Consider the following 19,375-nt stretch of genomic DNA (forward strand, 5'->3'; position numbering starts at 1 on the left):
CCGGAAAGAGAATTGATTCCATCTGGGCGTGCTCTAGTCTGGCAAACGCGAATTTTGGAAGGTTTGCGACAATGCTGCTCAAGGATGAAGTTGGAATGCTGCAACGCGTTCCCTTGTTCTCTGCCATCGAGCCGACAAAGCTTAAGCTGCTTGCGTTCACATCCGATCGTGTGAGCTACAGCGCCGGCCAGATCCTTTTCCGGCAGGGCGACGAGGGAGACGCCGCCTATGTCATCCTTTCAGGCAGAGCGGATATTCTTGTCGATTCCGACAGCGGACCGATAAAAGTTGCAGAACTGGAGCCAAATTCGATCGTTGGCGAGATCGCCATATTGTGCAACAGCTCCCGCACTGCCACCGTCAGAGCGGCAAGTCCGCTGGAAGCCCTGAGAATCCGCAAGGATCATTTCCTGAGACTTATGAGGGAGTTCCCGGAAATGACCATCGAGATATTGCGGGTTCTTGCCGATCGCCTAAGCCATACGACCGCGGATCTGATCGACGCACGAAGCGCCAAATAACGAAGGACGTGCGCTCGATCCTCGCCGTCGTGACGGCACTGTCCTCTCGCTGAGAAGATCACCCGGAGAAAGCCTGTCTCGCCTAGCGGCAGTTGTTTAGATATGATGGGCGAAGGGGTAGCATGGACGACAACGTTTTCCTGGTCAGGTTTTGGGGTGTCCGCGGCAGCATTTCGGTATCAGGGCCAGAGTTCTCTCGCTATGGTGGCAACTCAATCTGCGTCGAGATGCGATGCGGTAAGCATACGCTTCTGTTCGACGCAGGCTCTGGCCTAAGGCCAGCCGGCGCGGCGCTTCAGGCGTTGGGCGTGACCGATTTTGACCTGCTTTTCACCCATTGCCATTACGATCACATCATCGGGCTGCCGTCTTTTGCGCCGATCTATGACCGGGGCGCCCAGGTTACGCTTTGGTCCGGGCATCTTGCAGGACACATGACGACCCGGCAGATGGTCGATGAGTTCATGCGGCCGCCGTGGTTTCCGGTGAAACTGGAGGCCTGCAAGGCAAGCCTCGACTATCGCGATTTTGTATCCGGAGACGTGCTTCGCCCGCGCGAAGGGGTGGTGGTCCGAACCGGCAGTCTTACGCATCCGGGCGGCTGCATAGGCTACCGGGTCGAATGGGGTGGCGGCGTCGTGGCGGTGATCACAGACACTGAGCATGAGCCGGACAAACTCGATCAGGCGGTGCTCGGCCTGATCGAAGATGCCGACCTCGTCATCTACGATTGCACCTACACCGAGGAGGAAATGGAACGCCGCCGCGGTTACGGGCACTCGACGTGGCAACAGGGCGTCAAACTCTGTGAGGCGGCCGGTGCGCGGAGGCTTGCGCTGTTTCACCACGATCCGACACGCACCGACAAGGAACTGGACAAGATCCAGAAACTGGCCAAGGACAGGTTTACCGGCGCTTTTGCCGCGCGGGATGGCCAGACGCTCAACATTCCGGTCTCATTGCGCAAAAAGCACTGAGCTATTTTCCTCTATCTCTTTGTTTTGACGCAATTCCGGACGGAAACCGTTCACACTTTTCCTGGAATTGTTCTACCGGCGCTGCGCCCGATCAATGTCCTGATCGGAAGCCATGCGCAGGCTTCAGTCTGTGCGGTGACTGTGAACAGCCGTTCGAGGAAGAGCCAGGCCGATTCATCATGTACGAGATGGTGGGTGAGCAGGCCCACCGGTTCGCCCCCATCGAATGCATGCTGCAATTGCGCGATGATAGCCTGAACCAATAGGCCATGATCGCGGCAGCCGCGCGTGCCATGCCAATCCATGATGTCGACATTGCTGTTGATGACCGCAAGTGACGCCGGCCTTGGCGGTCCATAGACCGACAATGCCGAAAATCCTATCGATCCAAGGTCGGATACCAAGCCGGCGTCGATCCTGTTCCAGGGTGGCACCAGCATCGGAACGGCACGTGCGCCGTGCAGGCCGGTTACGTGCGCCAGCCCGCGAGCCAGATCATCGAGCACCGCCTCGCGTGGTCGATGCGCGCCGAGCTCCTGCTTCTTCTGGCCCTCGGGCGCATGATTTCGGTGCGCCCAGCCATGGATGGCGACCGTGGCATGCGGCGCCTCGTCAAGCCGAACGACAAGCTTCTCGTCAGTCACGGCGGGAATGACGGCCAGAGTCACCGGAACCGCGAATTCACCGGTGAGGTCGAGCAACCGATCAAGCGCAGGCGTCGGATCCACGGCGTCATCGTCGCGCAGCCAGAACTCTGCCTTACGGTCCGCCCGTTGCCGGCTCGCCAGTTCCTCCACCAAGGGTTGCCAGATTTGATCGGATGTCATGAGACGGGGATCTTCGCAAGAAGTTCGGCCAGACGCGCCGCTGCAGCACCGAGAGAACGTTCTTCGAGGATGAAACGTCTGGCTTCTGCGGCCATGATGGATCTTTCGTCGTTACGGGCCAGAAGCCTTTCAATGGCAGAAGCGAACGCCGCCACATCGTCCGGCGGGGTGAGAAACCCGGCCTGGCCATCCCGGACGACCTCCGGCACGCCGGCGACGTCCTGAGCCACAACAGGAAGGCCGGCGGCCTGTGCTTCAAGATAGGCAACGCCATAGGCCTCGCCGAAACCCGGCCAGACGTAAATTCCCCCACTGTAGAGGACATCCGGCACGGCGGCTGGCTCAATCGCGCCAAGCCATTCGATACGCTCGGCGGGCAAGCCGGCGAATTGCGCTTTGATCTCCTCGCGGGCAGGTCCGTCCCCGACGACCGACATGGTCCAGGGCAGGTGACCGATCGAACCGAGCGCCTGCGCCAGCATGCGGTAGCTTTCGACTTTGTCGCCCGGGCGCATCATGGCGACGGTAACGAGGCGCGTCGGACAACCCCGTGCCGGCGTTTCCCGGAATAGCGATGTGTCGATGAAGGGCGAAAGCATGCCGAAAGCGGCGTCGGGTACCGCATCTGCCAGTCCCTGACGATCCCTTTGCGTGAAGCAGATGTTCAGCACCGCCTGTTCGACGGCTCGCGCCACCAACGCTTGCGTATCGGCCCACAAACCGGTGTTGCGCCGCCTCGAATAGGAAGCTTCCGCTGTCACATAGGGGACACCAAAGGCCAACGCCAGTTCGGGCCCGATCAGGTCGGGCGCCTTGTAATAGGGATGATAGGTGAACCACAGATCGGGCTTGCCGTCACGATCCCAAAGCCTTGCCAGCCGCGCGGCTTCCTCCCGGGCCTCGGTCTTGAGCGCATCGAAACTTTTCGAATCCGGTTCGCGTAGATAGAAGCGCAATTCGGATGCCAGTTCGACGCTATGCCCTCCATGCTCCAGCGCCTTGACCAGCATCCGTGCCATCTGGCGGTCGCCGGAGGCAACGGGATGATTGGGCGACTTCAGCGGCGCATAGAAGGCAATTCGCATCGCCGGTCCCTATCATCGGAAAGCCTGCGCAAGTCAATTTCGAAGCATGATCGACTTCACCCTCAAGCACTGGAATGTGCTATCTGATGCTCATGGAAACAGCTGCCGCGTCCGATCCGTTTGTTGCTTCCCTGCCGGTCTTCGCAAAGTTCGAAAGCGTTGCCGATATCGATAACTATCGGCCTCTCCCCGATGGCTGGGCGCTGGCCACCGCAGACATCGTCGGCTCGACCAAGGCGATCGAGGCGGGGCGCTATAAAACCGTCAATATGGCCGGTGCCAGCGTCATTTCGGCGCTGCTCAATGCGCTGGGTAGGCAAGATCTTCCCTTTGTCTTCGGCGGCGACGGCGCGCTCGTGGCGTTTCCCGGCTCGGCGCTGGAGATCACCCGCAACGCGCTGGCGGCTGTCCAGAGATGGGTGGCGGACGAACTGGATCTGACCTTGCGTGCCGCAATCGTGCCGATAAAGGATATAAGAGCGCAAGGCCTCGACGTTCGCGTGGCGAGGTTCCAGGCCTCCGATGCGGTCTTCTATGCCATGTTCGCCGGAGGTGGCGGCAGTTGGGCGGAAGCCGAGATGAAAGCGGGGCGCTACCGCATCGATCCTGCGCCGGCCGGCGCGCGGCCGGACCTGACCGGCCTCTCGTGCCGCTGGAACCCGATCGAAGCCCGGCATGGCGAAATCGTCTCGATCATAGCCATACCGGGGGCGTCGCGCGACTTGCGCGGTTTTCAGTTTCTGGTTTCCGACATCATCGCCCTTGCCGGCAGGCAGGAACGCGATGGCCACCCGGTGCCGGTGAACGGGCCGGACTACAGTTTGCTGCCCGCCGGCCTCGATATCGAGGCGCGGGCCACGGCGCCGGCAGGACGGCGGTGGCTGTCGAAGCTGTGGATAGTGTTCCTGATGACGCTTACGGCTGTTACGGATAGATATGGCTGGACGATCGGCAGATTCGATCCGAAGATCTACAAACGCGAAGTGGCCAGCAATTCGGATTTCCGGAAGTTCGACGATGGCTTAAAGATGACCATCGACGTTGACGCGGATGTGTTGCAACGGATCGAGAACCGGCTGAAACAGGCGGAAGAGGCGGGCATCTGCAACTATGGCCTGCACCGCCAGAAATCGGCCTTGATGACATGCCTCGTCGCATCGCCGCTGCAGCGCGATCACGTTCATTTCATCGATGGCGCCGCCGGCGGCTATGCGATGGCTGCCGCAAGCCTTAAGGCGAAGGTGCCGGTCTGACGGCTTGCGGACATCGATTTTCCGCAATATGCCTCGGGGCTCTTGTGAGCGGTGAGCCTCACCATGGAAGCGGACGGCCTGTCCGAATTGACGGGAAGCAGATTTTTGGACGCCTCACGATCGACATATGACCGCCTTCTGAACCGGATTTCGACGCGTGCCGCGCAAGTCGGCGTGATCGGACTGGGCTATGTCGGGTTGCCGCTGGCGGTTGCGATCGCACGCGCCGGCTTCCCTGTTTGCGGCTTCGACATCGAAGCCCAAAAGGTCGAGAGCCTGAACAACGGACAATCCTACATCGAGGCGGTGACGTCGACAGCCCTTGCCGGCCAGGTGGCGAGCGGACGGTTCCGCGCCACTGCGGATTTTGCCGAACTGGCCGTCTGCGATGTCATCATCATCTGCGTTCCGACACCACTGACGAAACACCGCGAGCCGGATCTCTCCTTTGTCAGGAACACCGCAGGCACCATCGCGAAGCATCTGCGTCTCGGTCAGCTGATCGTGCTGGAATCGACCACCTATCCCGGCACCACCGACGACGTGATCAAGCCCATCTTGGAAAAAATCGGCTTGCAGTCGAGGATAGACTTCTTCCTCGGCTTCTCGCCCGAACGCGAGGATCCCGGCAACCGCAGCTTTGAAGTCGCGACGATCCCCAAGGTCGTGGCAGGTGACGGCATTGAAGCGGCGACGCTCGTGCAGGCTTTCTACCATGGCGTGGTCAAGACCGTCGTTCCGGTTTCCACCACGGCGACCGCCGAGGCGGTCAAGCTGACGGAAAACATCTTCCGCTCGGTCAATATAGCCCTCGTCAACGAGTTGAAGATCGTGCTCGGTGCGATGGGAATCGACATCTGGGAGGTGATCGAGGCGGCAAAGACCAAGCCCTTCGGCTACATGCCTTTCTATCCTGGCCCTGGACTTGGCGGGCACTGCGTTCCGATCGATCCCTTCTACCTGACGTGGAAGGCTCGCGAATACGAACTGCCGACCCGCTTCATCGAGCTGGCGGCAGAGATCAACACGGCCATGCCGCGTCATGTGGTCGATGAACTGGCGAAGGCGCTGGACCGGCGCTGCGGCAAGGCGCTCAGCCGCTCGCGCATTCTCATCATCGGGCTCGCCTATAAGAAGAATGTGCCCGACATCCGCGAAAGTCCCTCATTGCGGCTCATTGAACTCATCGAGGAATGGGGCGGCAAGGCGGAATTCCACGATCCGCATGTTACCGAAATCCCGGCCACACGGGAGCATATGGCGATCAAGGGGCGTCGTTCTGTCGAATTGACCGAGGTGGCCTTGAAGGATTTCGACGCTGTCGTCGTTGCGACCGACCACGACGCGATCGACTATCAGGCGATCGCGGATCACGCTCTACTGATCGTCGACACACGCAATATTTTTGGCCGCCTCGGGCTAGCCCGAGAGACGGTGGTAAAGGCCTGACGGCGTCCGAGCCGGCGAATTTGTGCAAGGAGATTTCGAGATAGCATGAGCACAGCGCAAGCAGAAATTTCAGCCATTCTCATGGATAAGGTTGCCGATTGGCTGACCCAATCGGCGTTGGCGGGCGACGACCTGGAAACATTGGTAAGGGGCTTTTGTGAACGGCTGGCTGCTGCCGGCCTGCCGTTGAAGCGGGTGCATTTGAGCTTTTCGATGCTTCATCCGCTTTATGACGCGCTCGGCTTCACCTGGCTCCGCGGCCAGGGCCTGGAAGTGGAAGGCTTCCGCAAGGAGAACGGCGTTCATTCCGACAGATTCCTGACCAGCCCATACTACCATCTGCTCAGCCACAAGCTCGACCATCTGCGGCGCCGGCTCGACCCGTCGGTGCCGTCGGAATTTCCTGTTTTCGATGACCTCAAGCTGATGGGCGTCACCGATTACATGGCTTTCGTCCATCCCTTCAGCGGCAACACCAGTCAGGGCATGATCGGGTCTTGGTCCACCGACAGTGCTGCAGGCTTCAGCGACAGCATGATTTCGGCGCTGCTGCGCATCCAGAACCATCTCGCTATCGCAACCAAGATGGCGGTGCTCACCAAGCTTGCCGACAACATGATGACCACTTATCTCGGCGGCGACGCCGGCAGGCGCGTGCTCGACGGCCAGATCAAGCGCGGCGAGGGTGATACAATCCGGGCGGCACTGGTCATGGGCGACATGCGCGGGTCGTCAAGACTTGCCGAAACGTCCGGCCGCGAAGTCTATATCGATACGCTGAACCAGTTTTTCGACGCCGCTGCTGCACCTTTCAATCGCAAGGGCGGGCAGATCATGAGTTTCATAGGTGATGGCTTCATTGCCGTCTACCCTTGCGCAAGGCACCGTTCACAGTCCGAGATCGCCTGCCAGGCTGCTCTTGCAGCAGCGCACAAGGCCACCGCGCGCATGATGGATCTCAATCTGCGCAGAAAGCAGCAGGGATTGAGCGACATAAACTATGGTATCGGCCTGCATGTCGGCAATGTGATGTTCGGCAATGTCGGGCTTACCGACCGGCTCACATTCTCTGTCTTCGGCTCGGCTGTAAACGAGGTCCAGCGTCTCCAGACCCTGACCAAGAAATATCCGCACAGCGTTCTCGCCAGCAAAGACTTCGCCGGCTATTGCGGCGCCAACAACTGGCTGGCGCTCGGCATGGAGGAACTGGCGGGCATCAGGCAGAAGCTAACGGTGCTTTCACCCGATTTGTCGGGTACTCTCTCGCTCGACGAAGACGGTGCGCTGGAGCCGATTTACGACCGAATATCGGACGCCGAGCAGGTCATGCTGCTTCATCGCAATGCCGCGCGGCCGTCCGCGGGCGACCCGAGGAAGCTCCAGTAACCGCCACGATCTGATCCGAACGCGTTTGGTATGCAGTCCGGTCGCCGGTTCCGCCAGGGAGCTGGCGACTGTTCGAATCCAAGTTGCTCTAGGCTGGCAATGCGATAGTCTCGCCTTCTGGACCTGCCAGAGTGGGGGCTGGTGTGAGAATGAATTTGGGCGTTGATCTGCTGCGGATCGAGGATGTTGGCATCTCTTTTGCCATTATAGGGGGACCGTTGCATGCCGTGAGGCGTGCAAATCTTCGCGTCCTGCCCGGCAAGGTTACCGCGCTTGTGGGCGAGTCCGGTTCCGGAAAATCGGTTCTCAGCCAGGCAGTGATGGGCATTTTGCCGAACACAGCCCATGTTCGCGGGCGTATCCTGTTTTCCGATCCTGAAAAGCCCGGCACGACGCAGGATATCCTGCAGATGCCGCGTGACGGACCCGAAATCCGGGCGTTGAGAGGCAGCCGCATCGGCAAAATATTTCAGGAGCCGATGACATCACTGTCGCCGCTGCATACGATCGGCAATCAGGTGAGCGAATCCCTGCAGATTCATACGCCCATGGCTTGGGTGGAGCGCAAGGCGCGGACCAAGGAAATGCTCGGACTTGTCGGCTTTCCCAACCCCAAGCGCGCCTATGACATGTATCCCTTTGAACTTTCGGGAGGATTGCGTCAACGCGCCATGATCGCCATGGCGCTTATCTGCCGGCCCGCGCTGTTGATCGCCGACGAGCCGACGACGGCGTTGGACGTCACCATCCAGGCGCAAATCCTGCAATTGCTGCGCGAGCTTCAGACGAAGCTGAACATGGCGATGCTGCTGATCACGCACGACCTTGGCGTAGTCGCCAACGTCGCCGACGAGGTGGTGGTCATGTACCATGGCGAGATCATGGAAGCGGGACCTGTGGAGGCGATATTCCGCCGGCCGGGCCACCCTTACCTGAAGGGCCTGATGGCAGCCGTTCCGCATTTCGACCTGAAGCCCGGCGAAAGGCTAAAGGCGCTCCGCGAGGTGCCGGTGAATGTCGGGAACCTGCTCGGCAAGCAGACGGCGCCGGCATCGAAGGGGCCGGACGACATCCTGCTGTCGGTCAGGGATCTGACAAAGACCTTCACGATCCGCAAGTCCGGATGGTTCGGCGGAGATCATCAAACCTCTGTTCGCGCCGTGGACGGCGTGAGCTTTGATATCAGGCGGGGTGAGTGCCTGGGTCTTGTCGGCGAAAGCGGCTCCGGCAAAACCACCGTCAGCAAGATCCTCATGCGGGCTGTCACCCCTAGCGGCGGCTCTGTGATCTTCAATGGCCGCGATGGTCCGATCGACGTCTTGGAAGCCGAGGGAGACGCCCTGCGCATGCTGCGCGCGAAAATCCAGATGGTATTCCAGGATCCGGTTTCGTCGCTTTCACCCCGCATGACGGTGGAGAACATTTTGAGCGAGCCGCTGGAAATCCATCGACGTGGCAATGCCGCGTCCCGACTCGCCACGGTCAAGAGCCTGATGCAGGCAATCGGGCTCGACCCGCGCTTCATAAAGCGTTATCCGCATAGTTTCTCCGGCGGGCAGCGTCAGCGTATCGGCATCGCGCGCGCGTTGGCGCTGGGGCCTGAACTCCTGATCTGCGACGAGCCGGTTTCGGCACTCGATGTCTCTGTCCAGGCGCAGATCCTGAACCTTCTGAAGGACCTGCAGAAGGAACTGGGCCTGACCTACCTGTTCATATCCCACAACCTCGCGGTGGTGGACTACATGGCAGACCGTATCGCGGTGATGTGCGGCGGGCGTATCGTCGAGCTCGCGCCGCGCGAAATTCTGCTTAGGAAACCGGTCCACCCCTACACGCGCTCACTGGTCGCCGCAGTACCTTTCCCCGATCTCGACAGGCCGATGGATTTCAAGACGCTGAAACTCAGCGGCGCTTCCGACACCAGCGCATGGGGACCGCAATTCCGCGACGAGGGCGACGAGGATATGCTGTCGCCGCTCGATCTTGGCGGCGGCCACCTCGTGCTGGCCCGACGTTCGGCCGATTTCAGCGAGCTACGCCATTGATCAGCCGGCGCACCGTCCTTGGACTCATGGCTTCGGCATTTCTGCCGGGCACGTTGCGCGCCGGCGATCTGGAGCCGGAATTTCTTGAGCCGCAGCTGAAGGCCAGAGCGCTGCCGGCACTCGCCGAACGCCTGCCCAAGCGCCCTCGCGCGTTGAATCTCGCCGCGATGGGCCGGCAGCCCGGCCAATATGGCGGCACGCTGCGCACGATCATCGGCAGCCAGAAAGACATCCGGATGATGACAATCTACGGGTACGCTCGCCTGGTCGGCTATGACGAAAAGCTTAACCTGCAAGCCGACATTCTCGAAAGTTTCGATGTAGCGGATGATCGTGTCTTCACTTTCAAGATACGAGAAGGACATAAATGGTCTGACGGTAGCCTGCTGACGTCGGAGGATTTTCGCTATTGCTGGGAAGATGTCTGGCTGAACGATGAGCTTTCGCAAGGCGGGCTCGCCCCGGCCCTGCTGGCGGACGGCAAGCCGCCACGCTTCGAGATCGTCGATCCGTTGACGGTCCGCTATAGTTGGGATGCGCCCAATCCCGACTTCCTGCCCAAGCTCGCCGCTGCTTCGCCCCTATCGCTTGTTCTGCCGGCCGCCTATCTCAAGCAGTTCCACAAGAAATACCAAGATCCATTCCGGCTCGCCGGCCTAATGAAGGAGAACCGGGCCCAGAAATGGACTCTCTTGCATATCCGCATGTCGCGGCAGTATCGCCCGGAGAACCCGGAACTGCCGACGCTCGATCCCTGGCAGAACCGGACCAAGCCGCCGGCTGAGCAGTTCGTCTTCGAGCGGAACCCGTTCTTTCATCGAATAGACGAGAATGGCCGGCAACTGCCCTATGTCGACCGGATTGTCATGAATGTCAGCTCGTCGGCGATCATTTCCGCCAAGACCGGTGCGGGCGAGAGCGACCTGCAAGGCATGGGAATTGACTTCACCGATTACTCCTTCCTGAAGGATGCGGAGAAGCGCTACCCGGTGAAGATGCATCTCTGGAAACGCACACAAGGTTCGCGGCTGGCGCTGCTGCCCAATCTGAATTGTGCCGACCAGGTGTGGCGTGGCCTTTTTCGTGACGTGCGCGTGCGCCGCGCACTTTCGCTCGCTGTGAACAGGCGCGAGATCAATTTGGCTGTGTTCTACGGATTGGCGCAGGAAAGTGCCGATACGGTCCTGCCGGAGAGCCCGCTCTACCGGCCGGAATTCGCGAAAGCCTGGGTCGCCCATGATCCCGACCAGGCCAATGCCCTGCTCGACGAGGTCGGGCTTCAGGCGCGTGACGATGACGGCCTGCGGATACTCCCCGACGGACGCCCGGCGCAGCTCGTAGTGGAAACGGCCGGCGAAAGCACGCTGGAAACCGACGCGCTCGAGCTCATCACCGATCACTGGCGCAAGATCGGCATCGCCCTGTTCATCCGGACTTCGCAGCGCGACATCTTCCGCAGCCGCGCGCTTGGTGGCCAGATCATGATGTCGATGTGGTCGGGCATCGACAATGGCGTGCCGACCGCCGACATGAACCCCTACCAACTCGCCCCCACCGTTGATGACCAGCTGCAATGGCCGCTCTGGGGTGCTCACTACTTGTCCCGTGGCAAGGTCGGCGAAGCGCCCGATCTTCCGCCCGTGGTCGAGTTGATGGCTTTACTCAAGCGCTGGAACGCATCGACCGAAGCCACGGAGCGCGCCGAGATCTGGAATTCAATGCTGTCGATCTATACCGATCAGGTGTTTTCGATCGGCACGGTAAACGGAACGCATCAGCCGATTCTGGCATCCTCGCGGCTGCGCAATCTGCCTGACAAGGCGCTCTACGGCTACGACCCGACCGCCTATTTCGGTGTCTATATGCCGGATACATTCTGGCTTGGAGAGTCCTGAGCGTGCTTCGATATTTTGTCTGGCGTATCGCCGTGATGGTTCCAACGCTGCTGGTCATATCGGCACTGGTGTTCACGATCATCGAACTTCCCCCAGGCGACTATTTCGACAGCTATGTTGCCGAGCTTCGGGCTCAGGGCGAAGCGGTGGATTCCGATCGCATCGAGATGATGCGCAAGGAATATGGTTTCGACAAGCCACCGGTCATTCGCTACTTCTACTGGGTCGGCGGGATGCTGCACGGCGATTTCGGCTATTCCTTCGAATATGAGCTGCCGGTTCGCGACGTCGTCGGGGACCGAATGTGGCTGACGGTGCTGGTTTCCTTCGTCACGATCATCTTTACCTGGCTCATCGCCTTTCCGATCGGCATGTACTCCGCCACGCATCAATACAGCTGGGGCGACTACGGCCTGACTTTCTTCGGCCTTCTCGGCCTTGCGATTCCGAACTTCATGCTGGCGCTGATCCTGATGTATTTCGCCAACATCTGGTTCGGCACGTCTATCGGCCATCTCATGGACCAGCAATATCTCGGCGAGCCGATGAGCTGGGCCAAGGCGAAATCGATCCTCGCCCATCTCTGGATTCCGGTCTTGATCATCGGAACCGGGGGCACGGCAAGCATGATCCGGCGGCTGCGCGCCAATCTGCTCGATGAGCTACATAAGCAATATGTCGTGACCGCGCACGCCAAAGGCCTTCATCCCTTCAGGGCGCTGGTCAAATATCCGCTGCGCATGGCGCTCAATTTCTTCATTTCGGATATCGGCTCTATCCTGCCGGCCATCATCTCCGGTGCCGAAATCACGGCGATCGTGCTGTCTTTGGAAACGACCGGGCCGATGCTGATCAAGGCGCTGCAAAGCCAGGACATGTATCTCGCAGGGTCGTTCCTGATGTTCCTCGCCTTCCTGACAGTCATCGGCGTCCTGATTTCCGACCTGGCGCTGGCGCTACTTGATCCGCGAATTCGTTTGCAAGGCGGCAGCACCAAATGAACACGCAATCGCCGCTGCCCGCTCCGGGTGCCCCACTGCAACACTACGTTTCCATCGAGCCCTTTGACCTGCAGTCGGTCGAGGCGATGACGCCGGAGCAGGAGAAGGTCTTTCAGGCGTCGCAGTTGCGGCTGATGTGGTGGAAATTCCGTCGGCACCGGCTTGCCCTTGTATCCGGCATATTCCTGGCAGCGCTTTATTTCGGGATACTGATCTGCGAGTTCCTGGCGCCCTACGATCTGCACACGCGCAACATGGACTACATCTATTCACCGCCGCAGCGGGTGCACCTGTTCCACAACGGCGAGTTCGTCGGGCCGTTCGTCTATGGCCGCCAGATGACGCTGGATATGGACACGCTCAAGCGGAACTACGTCGAGAAACAGGATGATGTTCAGCGGATCCGTTTCTTCTGCAAGGGCGACAGTTACCGGTTCTGGGGCCTTATCGAAGGCGACAGGCATTTTGTCTGCCCTGCCGAAAACGGCCAACTCTTTCTGGCCGGCACTGACAGGCTGGGGCGCGATGTGCTCTCGCGCATCATCTATGGCGCACGTATTTCACTGACAATCGGCCTCGTCGGCATCAGTTTCAGCTTCCTGCTCGGCATTGTCATCGGCGGACTGGCCGGCTATCACGGCGGTATCTTCGACCTGATCGTCCAACGGATAATCGAAGTTCTGCAATCGATCCCCAGCATTCCGCTATGGCTGGCTCTGGCGGCGATCATGCCGATAACCTGGAGTCCGATCCTGATCTATTTCGGCATCACCGTCATCCTCGGGCTGCTCGACTGGACCGGACTGGCGCGGGCCGTGCGTTCAAAGCTTCTAGCCTTGCGCGAGGAGGATTATGTTCTGGCCGCGCAATTGATGGGCGCCAGAAGCAGCCGCATCATCGGGCGGCATCTCATTCCCGGCTTCATGTCGCATCTGATCGCGACGGCGACGATCTCCATACCCGGCATGATCCTGGGCGAGACGGCGCTGAGCTTCCTCGGGCTCGGCCTGAGGGCGCCGATAACCAGCTGGGGCATCCTGCTCACCGAGGCGCGCAGCGTCAGCGTGATCGCGTTCTATCCATGGCTGCTTTTGCCGATGCTTCCCGTCGTTCTCGTCATCTTGGCGTTCAACTTCCTCGGCGACGGGTTGCGGGACGCCGCGGACCCCTACAAGTGACAGCGCTATTCCGCCGCGCGCAGTGCCGCCGACTCCACCCGGTATGATCCTTGTCGGCAACTGTTCGCTTGTTGCAGTGTTCATCGTCCGCGTCTACACGCGGCAAGACTCGATCGGGGTTTAACACGTCGGCCTCGGGTTTCAGCCGCGAAACGCTCTGGTCGGGGGGCAGTTGATTTCGTGAACTGGTTCTGGACATACAATCGCACATGAGTCGCCTTGACAGTTTCATCCGGAGGATGACCGCACAGCGCGACATACTTGATCATGTCTGCGCCGAGGTGGCGAAGATGGAGGGGCCCGTGCTCGAGCTCGGCCTCGGCAATGGCCGGACGTTCCACCATCTGCGCGAGCGCCTGCCCGGACGCCGGATCGTAGCGTTCGACCGCGCACTTGCCGCACACGCCAGCTCAATTCCCCAAGCTGAAAACCTCGTGCTCGGCGAAATACGCGAGACGGCGAGCAGGTTCATTGGCATCGACGCCGCTCTTGTTCATGCCGACATCGGCACCGGCTATGAAGATCGCGATGCAGTGACCTCTACCTGGCTTCCCGATCTGACCGCGCGCCTGCTTCGCGTCGGCGGCATCGCGGTCAGCGGCACGCCGCTCGATCACCCGCAGTTGCAACGCCTCCCGCCGCCACCTTCGGTTCCCGCCGATCGTTATTTTATCTGTAGGCGCGTGTGAGGGGCCGGGACGAGCCAAATCTTCAGGGGCCAAGCCTTCAGGGGATCGTGTATACTGCTATCTCCCGGTCAATGCCGCGCAGCGAGACCTCGTGGGGCACGGGCGTCAGCGCGTTCCTGTGCAAGAGATCGGCGGTGAGATTGTCGTCGACCACCGCTCGAGTGGCGAAGATCGCCTGTGCGTTGGCAAGGTTCTGGACCCGCGAAGCAATGTTGACCGTCTGGCCGAAATAGTCCTGTCGCTCATTCATAGACACGGCGATGCAGGGGCCGGCATGGACTCCGATCTTGAGCAGCAGATCCTCGCGCCCGCTCTTGTCGTTGAGCGTACGCATGGCATCGCGCATCCTGAGGGCTGCAGCTATCGCACGATCAGGCGTCGCGAAGGTCGCCATCACCGCATCACCGATCGTCTTCACCACCGCGCCTGCCTCCGCCGTGACGATCTCGTGCAGAACCTGGAAATGCTCGCGCACGAGATCGAAGGCTGAAAGGTCGCCCACCCGCTCGTAAAGCTCGGTCGATCCGCGCAGGTCGGTGAACAGGAACGTCAGGCTGGTGATCTTCAGGCGCTGGTTGATGTCGAGTGTATCCGTGCGATAGAGATCGCGGAACGTCTGGTTGGTGAGCAGGCGCTTGGCGGTCAGGAAGGGCCGGCGTTTTCCCAGGAAATCATGCAATGCCTGGCCGGCGATGAAGACCGTCGGCAGCACGCGGGTGTCAGTCCGGTTTTCCAGCGAAATGCGCAACGGGCCGGGCTGCATCTCCAGCGTCTGGTTCTGGACATGGTCGCGGTCGAAGGCCAAAGAGAGGCTCCGGCGCTCCTTTGTTGGTTCGCCCTTCCCGTCGATGAACTGCGCTGAATGGGTGACCGGCTCGAAGACGATGATGAATTCGGACGGAAGCTGTATGGGCAGAACCGCCTTTTCACCGGGCGCAAGCTCGATATCCTCCAGCGAGAACGCTTCCAGCTTTTTCGCGAAATCCTCTTCCGGCAGATCGACGCCGGACGCCCAGTAGATTTGGCGGAAATATTCCGCCACCGGCAGTTCGTGTGGATTGTGGGCGGCAATCCTGCGCACGCGGGGACTGACGGTGAATGTCACCTCGACCATCTCGTCGAGGGTCGGTGAATAGCCCTCGGAGCACAGCGCGCAGGTGTATTCGTCCTTTTGCAGGGTTTTCAGCGTGGCGTTGGTGTCGAGCACGCCGCCGCAGCCGGGGCACAGAACATTCCAGGAAATGTCGAAGATGCCCACCCGCGCCGCATGGAGAAAGGCGCTTATTGCGCGCTCCTCGTCGAGGCCATGCTTGCTGGCGAAGGCTGGCGCATTGATGCGGCAAAGTTCGCGGTCCTCGCCCTCCGCGATGGTTCGCTTGATCGCGTCGATCGCCTGCGGATCGACATCGGCCGATTGTCGCAGAAGTGAGAACAGATCCTGAGCTTCGTTCATCGTGCAGGCTCCGGAAAATGCACCCCGAGGCGTTTTGACCGGACCGGTCTTTGGTCCGAGTGCTCCATCTTACTTCGAAACGGACCGTACGGCCATTCGAATGGATAGCCTGGTGACCGTTCAATTTCCATTCGGCGGATTTTAACCGGCCGCAAGCAGCACTATGATGGTCCATGGCGCATTCATCTTTGGGATTTTCTCCCATGCCGACATCCGACAATCCGCCATTTCCCGCGGCCCTGCGCCTTTTTTCTGCGGTGGTCATCATCGTCCTGATCGTAGGCGCCGGCCTGTTTTTCATGCCTGCGCTGGTGAAACCGGGCTGGCCTTGGGCCGTCACGCCGTTCAATGCGCGCTTCCTCGGTGGCTTCTACACCGCCGAAATGGTCGTGATGGCGGCGCTGCTGGTCTGGAATCGCTGGTCGCCCGGCAGGCTCGTGCTCGTCATGGCCTTCATCTTCACCGTCATCGTGTCGGTGGCTTCGTTCATCAATCTCGGCTATTTCAACTTCGAGCGCAAAGCGCCCTGGCTGTGGTTTTTGGTCTATCTTGCTTCGGTCGCGGTATCCGGGCTGTCCCTGTGGCGGGCCAGGGCCCGTCCTTCTGCAAAAGGCGTGACCTTAAATCCCGCATGGCGCGGCTACATGCCGGCGGAATCCGCGATCCTTGGGCTCTATGGCGTCGGCCTGTTGCTGTTTCCCCTGACATTCAGTGGCATCTGGCCATGGCCGATCGATGCCTTCCACGCTCAGGTCTACAGCGCCATCTTCCTCGCCGGTGCGGGCGGTATATATCTCGTCTGGAGAAGCGCGCCGCGCGAGGAACTGCTGGTGCTCGGGTTGGCGCAGTTTCTGGTTGGCCTGCTTGCCATCCTCGGCGTCGTCATCACCAACGCTGCGGTGCACCGGATCGACTGGACGGCGACCGTGACATTATGCTGGCTCGCCCTTTTCGGCTGGATAGGCATCAGCGGCGTCTTCAAACTCTACGCTGCCTCCCGGTATTTTTAGCTCGCAATCGGCATCATAGGTCAGAGACGGCTGGATTTTCAGGTGGCGTCCGGTGCATCGTACCGGGCCGATTGCCTTCTCCGGGAACGCCATGACCAGCACGACCTCGCCACCCTCCGAGAAAATCGAGCCGCTGCTGCGGTCCGTCCGGCCAAGCGATGCGGAGGCGCTTTGCGCTATCTTCAATATGCCGGGCTTCCGCTGGGGCACGCTCAGGATGCCTTTCGAGATGGTGGAGCAGGTGGCGCGGCGCATTGCCAAGTCCGGCCAGGAAACCACCTGGATCGTTGCCGAGCTGGACGGCAAGGTCGTCGGCCATGGCAGCCTAGTCGTGCAGGGTTCACCGCGCCGTTCGCATATCGGCGAGATCAATATTGGCCTTGACGATGCCTTTGTCGGCAAAGGTATCGGCTCTGCCATACTTGGCGCGCTGCTTGACGTGGCCGACAACTGGCGCGCCCTGAAGCGGGTCGAATTGACCGTCTATGCCGACAACGAAGCGGCTCTCCGTCTCTACAAAAGCCACGGCTTTGAGGTCGAAGGCCGGCATGTGAAGGCCGGCTTTACCGACGGGCAGTACCACGACCTCCTGAGCATGGCCCGGCTGCGGTTCTAAGATCCGCTGTTTGGCGTTAGCTGTTTAGCCAGTCTGACAATTCGTGCCGAGCGAACAGGTGATTGCTCATGGAGAGCTGCGTAGGATACGGCCATTTCGTCTCACGCCATCTTAATCGAGTTGACGATCTATGTGTGGGCCGGCCGCATCCAGCAAGTCTGGTCTCGCTTGGCGTTTGCACCGCAAGCGGCTAGACGGGACCAATGACCGCCGTCTTTGATCCTACCCCTTCCCCTACCCCTACGCCTCCGGTGGAAATTCTGACTGTGCTGTCGCTGCTCTGCCCGGAGGTCGTGCGCGACATCGAGCAGAACTGGAATGCACCGGTTTCCGACTACGCCCGCCATCTTTGGCGGCCGGTGGCAAGGCCTGCATCGGGCCCGGCGATCGCTGCCCGCTCGATCCTGCGCGAAGTCCTGCATCAGCGCCTCGGTATGATCATGCAGCCTGACGAGATCGGCAAAGCCCTCGACGAGTTCGAGCACAGACCGGTGATTCAGTCCGGCCTGCACTGCCTGCTTCTGATGGACCGGATCACCTTCGATGCCCTCCTGCTTGCCTGGCTCGGCGCAGTCGAAAACGGGCTGTCGGCCTTCGTCGGCTTCATGGGAACGACGATGACCATGGAGACAGTTGGCCGGGAGGGGCCGGGATGGCTCGATGTCGGCGACGACAAGGTCAACCTGTTTGGCATGGGGCGCCACAAACTGTGCCGCAAAAGCGCCTGCGTGGCCGGTCCCGTCTCCCTCAACAAGCGCGCGCTCGAAGCGGTGGGCGATGAAACGGATGCCAGCCGCTGGCTGGGCACACTGCTTGCCAGCCAGGACAAGGTGTTTGAAACCGCCGCCGATGCGCTGACTGCCCTGAACCAGGATATGGTCGCCAATTGGGATCGTGCCGGCATGGCCCTGCCGGTTTTCATCGATGATCGGGCCGCCGCGGCTGCCATGGCGCGGCATCTGGAATATGACGGCAGCCTTCTTTCCAGGCTGCTCATTGAACCCGCAAGACGCCAGCGTCTCGAACATGCCTGGCAAGAGGCCGCATCGAGCCCATTTGGCAGATTCCTGCCCAATGCCACGGACTATTTCTGGGGCATCCGCGAGGAGCGCGTGCGCAAGCTCGTTCTCGAGAACGGGCACCTGATCGAGCCCGACAGGCCGCAAGGTCTTTCCATCCCGTTCGAGCGGCCGTATCTCAGGCAGGCGCTGCTGGACGGCGTGCTGCTGCCGAACTTGTTCCTGACGTTCCTCGTCCTTGCCATATTGCCGCGCGTGCGGGTCGTGGGGGGCCTGAGACAGATTGGCTATGTAGCGCTTTTCCACTCGATCCTTCTGGCCGTGCTAGACGAAAACGCGCCGGAAGAGCGCGATCTGGCTGCGGAGCTGCAGGTTCGGGAAAATGCCTGGGGCATGCGGGTCATCGATGAAAAGATCTCAGTCCGCGAGCAGCTTGCCGGCCTGCCGGAAGGAGCGCTCTTCCCGGACCTGCTCCGGCAATACCGATTGCGGACATTTGCCGAGACGACCGACGACCTGAAACTGGTTCGCGAAAACGCCAGATGGCGCAAGATCGGCCAGGCAGAGATCAAGCCGACCTGAGCCTAATTCGCAACCGCAAGCCACGGCGATCTATCGGGGAGCCTCTGGCGTCTGATCCGGCCGCATAGGCCTCACCTGTCATTGCACCGCACCGCCCCTTGCGGAGCCCATCCACCACGTGTTCGAAATCGACCGGTTCTTGTAGGGCAAGACTTTGCGACGGTATTCCAACGAATAGTCGGGATTGACGCGAAGCGCCTCCTGCCATGCCGCGCGGGCTTCGGCGAAACGGCCCAGATGGCCGTAGCTGCGGGCCGGAAGCACGCGAGACGTCGGTGACAGCGTTGCGAGTCAGCCCGTTGCAGATAGTGTGCTGAAGGTTCTGCAAAAAGTTTTGGAGAGAGAACGGGGCTTGCTCTGAGGGGCGAGCGGCCATGGCACGGTGGTGA

At 60.5% G+C, this 19,375-nt stretch carries 16 protein-coding genes and 1 pseudogene; 13 read left to right on the forward strand and 4 right to left on the reverse strand.

All coding sequences use genetic code 11. The annotated features are described in order from the left end of the window. Positions 1 to 71 precede the first annotated feature (71 nt). Both NKH16_RS31090 and NKH16_RS31095 read left to right on the forward strand, forming a co-directional pair. Positions 72 to 521: a cyclic nucleotide-binding domain-containing protein gene (locus NKH16_RS31090; protein ID WP_023675957.1), complete on the forward strand. Its 450-nt coding sequence runs from the start codon at positions 72 to 74 to the stop codon at positions 519 to 521. A 122-nt stretch (positions 522 to 643) separates the two neighbouring features. Next, positions 644 to 1,498: an MBL fold metallo-hydrolase gene (locus tag NKH16_RS31095; protein WP_352748251.1), complete on the forward strand. Its 855-nt coding sequence runs from the start codon at positions 644 to 646 to the stop codon at positions 1,496 to 1,498. A gap of 50 nt (positions 1,499 to 1,548) precedes the next feature. Here the strand turns inward: NKH16_RS31095 and NKH16_RS31100 are convergent, their stop codons facing one another. Next, entirely contained in the window at positions 1,549 to 2,325 is a 777-nt protein-coding gene (locus NKH16_RS31100) for a polysaccharide deacetylase family protein (protein ID WP_352450258.1), read from the reverse strand. Next, positions 2,322 to 3,410, reverse strand: coding sequence for a glycosyltransferase family 4 protein (locus NKH16_RS31105; protein ID WP_352748254.1), 1,089 nt, complete (start codon positions 3,408 to 3,410; stop codon positions 2,322 to 2,324). The genes NKH16_RS31100 and NKH16_RS31105 overlap by 4 nt, the downstream gene beginning before the upstream one ends. Before the next feature lie 74 nt (positions 3,411 to 3,484). Between NKH16_RS31105 and NKH16_RS31110 the strand changes: the two genes are divergently transcribed. From NKH16_RS31110 to NKH16_RS31145, 8 genes are all read left to right on the forward strand, one after another. Further along, the gene (locus NKH16_RS31110; RefSeq protein WP_352457190.1) at positions 3,485 to 4,663 is read left to right on the forward strand and encodes a DUF3095 domain-containing protein; all 1,179 of its coding nucleotides are present in this window, start codon (positions 3,485 to 3,487) and stop codon (positions 4,661 to 4,663) included. Positions 4,664 to 4,768: 105 nt separating this feature from the next. Then, complete coding sequence (locus NKH16_RS31115) at positions 4,769 to 6,112, forward strand: nucleotide sugar dehydrogenase (protein WP_352450255.1); 1,344 nt, start codon at positions 4,769 to 4,771, stop codon at positions 6,110 to 6,112. A 45-nt stretch (positions 6,113 to 6,157) separates the two neighbouring features. Then, positions 6,158 to 7,498, forward strand: a complete 1,341-nt coding sequence (locus NKH16_RS31120) for an adenylate/guanylate cyclase domain-containing protein (protein ID WP_352450254.1) — start codon at positions 6,158 to 6,160, stop codon at positions 7,496 to 7,498. Positions 7,499 to 7,647: 149 nt separating this feature from the next. Further along, the gene (locus NKH16_RS31125; protein ID WP_352450253.1) at positions 7,648 to 9,543 is read left to right on the forward strand and encodes an ABC transporter ATP-binding protein; all 1,896 of its coding nucleotides are present in this window, start codon (positions 7,648 to 7,650) and stop codon (positions 9,541 to 9,543) included. Next, positions 9,540 to 11,438, forward strand: a complete 1,899-nt coding sequence (locus NKH16_RS31130) for an ABC transporter substrate-binding protein (RefSeq protein WP_352450252.1) — start codon at positions 9,540 to 9,542, stop codon at positions 11,436 to 11,438. The genes NKH16_RS31125 and NKH16_RS31130 overlap by 4 nt, the downstream gene beginning before the upstream one ends. A 2-nt stretch (positions 11,439 to 11,440) precedes the next feature. Further along, entirely contained in the window at positions 11,441 to 12,439 is a 999-nt protein-coding gene (locus NKH16_RS31135) for an ABC transporter permease (RefSeq protein WP_023675966.1), read from the forward strand. Then, complete coding sequence (locus tag NKH16_RS31140) at positions 12,436 to 13,617, forward strand: ABC transporter permease (protein WP_352450251.1); 1,182 nt, start codon at positions 12,436 to 12,438, stop codon at positions 13,615 to 13,617. Before NKH16_RS31135 ends, NKH16_RS31140 begins: the two co-directional genes overlap by 4 nt. Positions 13,618 to 13,826: 209 nt before the next feature. After that, a complete protein-coding gene (locus NKH16_RS31145) occupies positions 13,827 to 14,306 on the forward strand; it encodes a class I SAM-dependent methyltransferase (RefSeq protein WP_352903373.1) in 480 nt (159 codons plus the stop codon). Between the two features lie 37 nt (positions 14,307 to 14,343). Here NKH16_RS31145 and NKH16_RS31150 read toward each other — a convergent pair whose 3' ends face one another. Beyond that, complete coding sequence (locus NKH16_RS31150; protein WP_352457161.1) at positions 14,344 to 15,759, reverse strand: adenylate/guanylate cyclase domain-containing protein; 1,416 nt, start codon at positions 15,757 to 15,759, stop codon at positions 14,344 to 14,346. 203 nt (positions 15,760 to 15,962) lie between these two features. Here NKH16_RS31150 and NKH16_RS31155 point away from each other — a divergent pair, with 203 nt between their 5' ends. From NKH16_RS31155 to NKH16_RS31165, 3 genes are all read left to right on the forward strand, one after another. Further along, entirely contained in the window at positions 15,963 to 16,769 is an 807-nt protein-coding gene (locus tag NKH16_RS31155) for a hypothetical protein (protein WP_352450248.1), read from the forward strand. A gap of 91 nt (positions 16,770 to 16,860) precedes the next feature. After that, on the forward strand, positions 16,861 to 17,385 hold the full coding sequence (locus NKH16_RS31160; protein WP_352450247.1) for a GNAT family N-acetyltransferase: 525 nt from the start codon (positions 16,861 to 16,863) through the stop codon (positions 17,383 to 17,385). A 203-nt stretch (positions 17,386 to 17,588) separates the two neighbouring features. After that, positions 17,589 to 18,986 carry a hypothetical protein gene (locus NKH16_RS31165; RefSeq protein WP_352748259.1) on the forward strand — a complete coding sequence of 466 codons (1,398 nt, stop codon included), beginning with the start codon at positions 17,589 to 17,591 and terminating at the stop codon, positions 18,984 to 18,986. Positions 18,987 to 19,083: 97 nt separating this feature from the next. Here the strand turns inward: NKH16_RS31165 and NKH16_RS31170 are convergent. Continuing rightward, positions 19,084 to 19,281, reverse strand: a pseudogene (locus NKH16_RS31170) (tetratricopeptide repeat protein); the annotation flags it as partial. Between the last annotated feature and the right edge of the window lie 94 nt (positions 19,282 to 19,375).

Origin of the sequence: Mesorhizobium sp. M1307, assembly GCF_040318155.1 — a bacterium.
Taxonomy (GTDB): Bacteria; Pseudomonadota; Alphaproteobacteria; order Rhizobiales; family Rhizobiaceae; genus Mesorhizobium.